General features: G+C 68.5%; 4 protein-coding genes. 2 read left to right on the top strand and 2 right to left on the bottom strand.

Annotated features, from left to right (window positions below):
• Positions 1-495: 495 nt before the first annotated feature.
• Positions 496-1878, top strand: a complete 1383-nt coding sequence (locus tag VJ307_05795; protein ID HJX73651.1) for a class II fumarate hydratase — start codon at positions 496-498, stop codon at positions 1876-1878.
• 42 nt (positions 1879-1920) lie between these two features.
• On the top strand, positions 1921-2967 hold the full coding sequence (locus tag VJ307_05790) for a metal-dependent hydrolase (GenBank protein HJX73650.1): 1047 nt from the start codon (positions 1921-1923) through the stop codon (positions 2965-2967).
• On the opposite strand, the gene VJ307_05785 is transcribed toward VJ307_05790, so the two are convergent.
• The gene (locus tag VJ307_05785; GenBank protein HJX73649.1) at positions 2921-4111 is read right to left on the bottom strand and encodes an MFS transporter; all 1191 of its coding nucleotides are present in this window, start codon (positions 4109-4111) and stop codon (positions 2921-2923) included. The genes VJ307_05790 and VJ307_05785 overlap by 47 nt on opposite strands.
• A gap of 7 nt (positions 4112-4118) precedes the next feature.
• Positions 4119-6152 (bottom strand): cation-translocating P-type ATPase (locus VJ307_05780; protein HJX73648.1); only part of this gene is annotated, 2034 nt, incomplete at its 5' end.

The following is a 6152-nucleotide window of genomic DNA, read 5'->3' as shown; positions in this document are numbered from 1 at the left end:
GGTACACGCCCGAAAAAGGCCAGTACGAGCCGATTCGCTTCGAGGAGGAGTAGCAGGAAGGGCGGCGGGCGCAACATCTGCGCGCCTTGGTGCGGAGCGTCATCGCCGGCTTCCGCATCCTCGGAGGGGGGTCGCTCGCTTCGTCGCTCGACTCGCGATGAACCTGCGAGTCTGCGCTTGACCTTCCTCCCGGAAAGCTCCGCTCGGACCCCCCGTCCTTCGGCTGCTCCGCCGGCAACCGGGGACCCTAGGCGATGCGGAGGGTTCCGCGCAGCGGGGGGACATTCCTATATCGAGTCGTACGTTGAGGAGTGTCCCACCGAAGGAAGAATTCGCGTCGAGCGGAACCGGCAGCGAGCGGGTGCAAGGTCGCGAGCGTAGCGGAGGGGAATCCCCCGCGAGCCAGGGTCCCCGGTTTGGGCGTTCCGCCGGGAGAGCGCTCCGGGGGAATCCGGCGAAGGCGGCCACGAATCGAATGGTAGGAAGGAGGAAGCGATGGCCGATTTCCGTACGGAAAAAGACTCGATGGGCGCGGTGCGGGTCCCGGCGCAGGCCTACTACGGGGCGCAGACGCAGCGGGCGTTCGAGAACTTCCCGGTGAGCGGCGTCCGGATGCCGCTGCCGGTCGTCTACGCCGCGGCGATGATCAAGGGGTTCGGCGCGGAGGTCAATGCGGGGCTCAAGCTTCTCGACCCTTCCCTGGCCGAGGCGATCTCGCGGGCGGCCCGGGAGGTGCTGGAAGGGAAGTTCGACGACCAGTTCGTCCTCGACGTCTTCCAGACCGGCTCCGGGACCTCGACGAACATGAACGTCAACGAGGTGCTCGCCAACCGGGCGAACGAGCTTCTCGGAAAGCCCCTGGGCGGCAATTCGCCCGTCCACCCCAACGACCACGTCAACCGGTGCCAGTCCAGCAACGACGTGATCCCCTCGGCGATCCGCATCGCCGCCCGTCGCGAGCTTTCGGAGCGGCTTCTCCCAGCGCTCTCGTCCCTGCGGGGCGCCCTCTCCGCGAAGGCGGGGGAATTCTCCGACATCTTGAAGATCGGGCGGACCCATCTGCAGGACGCCGTTCCCGTCACGCTTGGGCAGGAGTTCTCCGCGTACGCCTCCCAGGTCGACCACGGGATCCGGCGGATTCGGGCCGCCCTGGCGGACCTCGAAGAACTTCCGCTCGGGGGGACCGCGGTGGGGACGGGCCTTTCCGCCCACCCGGAGTTCGGCGCGAGGGCGATCGCCGAGATCGCGGCCGCCACCGGGATCCCTTTCCGCCCGGCGGAAAACCGGTTCGAGGCGATAGGGGCGCAGGACCCCCTCGTCGCAGCCAGCGGCGCGCTCAAGGGGCTTGCCGCCTCTCTCATGAAAATCTCCCACGACCTGAGGCTTCTTTCCTCCGGCCCCCGGTGCGGGATCGGGGAGATCAACCTGCCGTCGCTTCAGCCGGGCTCCTCGATCATGCCGGGGAAGGTGAACCCCGTCATCCTCGAGATGGCGATCCAGGTGTCGGCGCAGGTGATCGGCAACGACGTGGTGGTGACCCTCGGAGGCTCGCTGGGGATCCTGGAGCTCAACGTCATGCTGCCGGTGATGGCGCGCAACCTGCTCGAATCGATCGGCCTTCTTTTCTCCGCGGCGGCCCTGCTGACGGACCGGTGCGTCTCGGGGATCACCCCGAACCGGAAGCGTTGCGAGGAGCTGATCGAGCAGAGCCTGGCGATGGTCACGCCCCTGGCCGTCCGGATCGGGTACGACAAGGCCGCGGAGCTTGCCCACGAGGCGTACCACTCGGGAAAGACGATCCGGGCGATCCTTCTGGAGAGGAAGGTCCTCCCTCCGGAGGAGATCGGGAAGATCCTCGACCCGGGGAAGATGATTTGACCCTATGGGGAAGATCTCTCAGGATGATATAATCCCCCGAACATGGATACGGTAACCCACGGGCTCGCGGGCTGGCTCACGGCCCGGGCCCTTCCCAAGGATATCGGCCGGAAGGAAGCCACCGCGGCGGTGGTCATCGGCTCGGTTTTGCCCGACGCCGACCACGTGGCCACGCTTCTGGGCAGCGAGTTGTACCTCAGGCTCCACCGGGGCATCTCCCACGGGTTCGCCGGCGTGGCGTTGACCTCGCTCCTCGTCGCCCTGCTCGTCTACCGGTTCGGGAAGTGGAAGGACTGGAAGAAACTCTACCTGCTCGTGCTGCTCGGGCAGCTCCTCCACATATCCCTCGACCTCCTGAACTCGTACGGGACCCAGATCTTCCAGCCGTTTTCCGACGCGAGGGTCTCCTTCGACCTCCTGTTCGTCATCGACCTGATCTTCACGGGGATCATCGTCGCCGGTCTTGCCCTCTCCCGCCGCCGGCCGGCTCGTGCACGCCTGGCGATGGCCGTCCTCGCGGGGTACGTGGGCATCGCCGCGGTCCTCCATATCCGCGCCGAGGACGCCGTGCGGAGCGCGGCCAGGCGGTACGACGTTCCGGTGGTCTCCACCGCGGCCCTCCCGCGGCTGGGAGAGATTTCCCTGGGCAAGGACCTGGCCCGCATCCAACTGGTCGGGGAAGCGTGGGCGAAGCAGGAACTCGAGGGTCTTCCGGCCCTTCCGATCCCCGAGCATCCCGGCCGGTTCCCCTTCCCGGCGGGCCCCTTCACATGGAACGGCTTCATCGACGACGGGAAAACTTTCCTGCGCGCCGAAGTGAACCCCTTCACGGGTTCGTTGGCATGGAAGCAGCGCGTCATCCGGGGACAGGACGTGGCCGAGGTCGGGTCGGTCGACCATGTCCCGGAAGTGCGCACCTACCTGTGGTTCGCCCGGTTCCCGGTAGTGCAGACCTCGCAGGAGGGCTTCTCCCGGATCCTCACGTTCTCCGATCTGCGGTTCGGCGAAGTCCCGGGCCGCCGCCGTCCGTTCGTGCTTCGGGTCATCGAATCCCCGGGGCGTCCCCCGCAGGTGCGCTGGGGGGACTAAGGAAGAGCAGCAGGCCGGAGGCCGCGACCGCGAGCCCCGCGCTCACCCCGAAAGCCGTCTGCGCCCCGTACTTCGTCCACAGGACCCCGAACAGGACGCTCGCCGGCAAGGCGGAAACCCCGACGGCCAGGTGGAACCACCCGAAAGCGGTCCCCCGCCGCTCCGGAGGAACGAAGTCGGCTACGAATGCCCGCTCTGCGCCCTCGGTGGCCGCCGAATAGAGCCCATAGACGAGGAAGAGCCCGACCATCCACGCCGGTCCCGTAACCACCCCCCAGGCCGCGTAGCACAACGCGTACACGAGCCACCCCCCGACGATCAGATGCCTCCTGCTCCACCGGTCGGAGAGGATCCCCGCGTAGGTGGAGAAGGACGACTTCATGACGTGGAACGCCGCCCAGAGCAGCGGGACCCAGGCGGCCGGCACTCCCGCGTCCACCGCGCGAAGGATGAGGAAGGCGTCGCTTGCGTTCCCGAGGGTGAACAGGGAGACGATCAGCAGGTAGCGGCGGAAAGGTCGGGGGAGGGACCCGTCGTGCAGGAATCCTCCGGCGTGCCGGGAGGCCGGCGTCCCGGGATCCCGCACCAGGAACAGGAGGGCGGCGACGGCAGCGGCCCCCGGGATTGCTGCGAGGAAAAAGACGGAGCGGTAGGACAGGCCGGCCCCCGCCAACAGAAGGAAGGCGATGCCGGGTCCGATCACGGCCCCCATGTGGTCCATCGCCCTCTGCAGACCGAACGCGCGTCCCCGGTCGCTCGCGGGGACCGAGGCGGCGATGAGGGCGTCCCGGGGGGAACTGCGGATCCCCTTTCCGATCCGGTCGGAGAATCGCACCGCGAGCACATGCCCCCAGGCGGAGGCGAACCCCACAAGGGGCCTTGCCACGGAGGAGAGGAGGTACCCCGCGAGCACCAGCGGTTTCTTTCGCCCGAGCCGGTCCGACCAGGCGCCCGAGAAGAGCTTGAGGAGCGAGGCGGTGGTTTCCGCCACCCCTTCGATGATCCCGAGGACGGCGGGGCCCGCGCCGAGCGTGACCGTGAGGAAAACCGGGAGGAGAGGATAGATCATATCGCTGGAAAGGTCGGTAAGGAGACTCACCAGCCCGAGGGCGACGACGTTTCGGGGAAGGGATTTTCGGTTCATGCGCCGGTTATCCAGCACGCCCGTTCTTGCGCAGCAGGCGCAGACCGTTGAAGATGACGAGGAGCGTCGTCCCCATGTCCGCCGCCACGGCCATCCAGAGGGTGGCGAAGCCCGCCGTGGCCGCCACCAGGAATGCGGCCTTGATCCACAGCGAAGCGGCCACATTCTGCCGGACCACCGAAACCATCCGGCGGCCCAGAACAATCGCTTCCGGGATCTTCCGCAGGTCCTCGGTCATCAGCGCGACGTCGGCCGTCTCGATCGCCGCGGGGGAGCCGGCGGCCCCCATCGCGATGCCGACGGAGGAAAGGGCGAGCGCCGGCGCGTCGTTGACCCCGTCCCCCACCATGGCCACCGCGCCGTAAGAGGCGACCAGCTCCCTCACCTTCGCAAGCTTCCCTTCCGGCAGCAGGCCGGGGAGCACTTCATCGATTCCCGCCGCACGCGCCGTCTCCCGCGCCACATCGGCGTGGTCCCCCGTGAGCATCAGCACGTGCTCCACGCCCAGGGAACGCAGCGACCGGACGACCTCGGGGGCTTCGGCCCGCATCTCGTCCTCGAATTCGAGGGCACCCGCGATCCCCTCGGAAGTCCCCACGAGGATGACCATGCGGGCCGCGCCGTCCCCTTCGGGGAAAACCGTCGTCCCGAGCGCCTCGGGAGGAGAAACGATCTCCTCGAACAGCCGGCGGTTTCCGACGAAGATTCGCCTTCCCTCCACTTCCGCCGATACCCCCCGGCCCTCGAGCGCCGTGAACGTCCTCGCCAGCGTGCCCCGGGCCGCCTGTGCGATCCCTCTCCTGCGCGCCTCGTGCCGGACCGCCTCCGCGGCGGGGTGCGCCGAGCCCGCCTCTACCGCACTCGCCATCCGCACCACGTCGTCCTCCGTAAGCCCCCCGGCCGCCACGACCCGGGTCACGCGGAGCCTGCCGCGGGTCAGGGTGCCCGTCTTGTCGAAGGCGATCGCCCGGACCTTCCCGAGCGTCTCGAGGTGATTCGCCCCCTTGACGAGGATCCCGTCCCGGGTGGCCCGCGTGAGGGCGGTGACCGTGACGACCGGGGCGGCCAGGACGATCGCGCAGGGGCAGGCGATGACCAGCAGGACGAGCGCCCGGTAAGCCCACGTGCTCACCGTGCCCAAACCGAGCGCGGGGGGGATGACCCCGACGAGGATGGCGGAAACGAGGACCGCGGGGGTATAAACCGCCGCGAACTTCTCCATGAACGTCTGGATCGGGGCCTTCCTCGCCTGGGCCTCCTCCACCCGGCGCAGGATCATCGCGATCGTCGATTCCGACAGGGGGCGCAGCGCTTCGGCGAGCAGGAGACTCCGCCCGTTCACGGTCCCCGCGTAAAGCGGGTCGCCCTCCCTCTTCTCCACGGGAATGGACTCTCCCGTCAGCACGGCCTCGTTCAGGTCGGAGACCCCCTTGAACACCGTGGCGTCCACCGGTACGCGCTGGCCGGGGCGTATGACGAGGATATCCCCCTTGCGGACTTCCTCCGCGGCGACGGTTCGCTCCTCTCCCCCCACGCCCCCCACGCGCACGACGGCGGTTTCCGGCGCGAGGGTGAACAGGTCGGCGGTCGCCCTCCGGGCGCGGTCCAGACTTTTCGCCTCGAGGTAATTGGCCAGGGCGAAGAGGGTGACGACGACTCCGGCCTCGGCCCATTCCCCCATCAGGGTCGCTCCTCCGATGGAGATCGTCATGAGAGCGTTCATTCCCAGAGAACGGTTCCGGAGCTCCCTTGCGCCCCGCAGGGCGACCCGGGCGCCCCCGGCGAGAATCGCGGCGAGGAAGAGACGTTCCGCCCACGGGGAGGGAGGTGACGGGAGGGACAGGACCGCGCCTGCGCACAGAAGGGCGGCGGCCGCAAAGAAGACGAGGAGCGGGGTCTTCGTCGCCTCGGGGATGGCCGCGCCGCGCAGGGATCCGTTCAGGGGGTGCCCTTCCATGGCGATGGCGCGGAGAGCGGAGAGGATCTCCTCGAGGTCACACCGGTGGCGGACCTCGATCTGGTGCGAGAAGAGGTGGAAGAC

The sequence above is a fragment of the Candidatus Deferrimicrobiaceae bacterium genome (assembly GCA_035256765.1).
Lineage (GTDB): Bacteria > Desulfobacterota > Deferrimicrobia > Deferrimicrobiales > Deferrimicrobiaceae > CSP1-8.
Note: the sequence above shows the minus strand (reverse complement) of the source record. Positions and strands in the feature narration are given on the sequence as shown.

Excerpts from the sequence above, each read along its gene's own strand:
- VJ307_05795 (HJX73651.1), top strand. The coding sequence starts at position 496 with ATGGCCGATTTCCGTACGGAAAAAGACTCGATGGGCGCGGTGCGGGTC.
- VJ307_05790 (HJX73650.1), top strand. The coding sequence starts at position 1,921 with ATGGATACGGTAACCCACGGGCTCGCGGGCTGGCTCACGGCCCGGGCC.
- VJ307_05785 (HJX73649.1), bottom strand. The coding sequence starts at position 4,111 with ATGAACCGAAAATCCCTTCCCCGAAACGTCGTCGCCCTCGGGCTGGTG.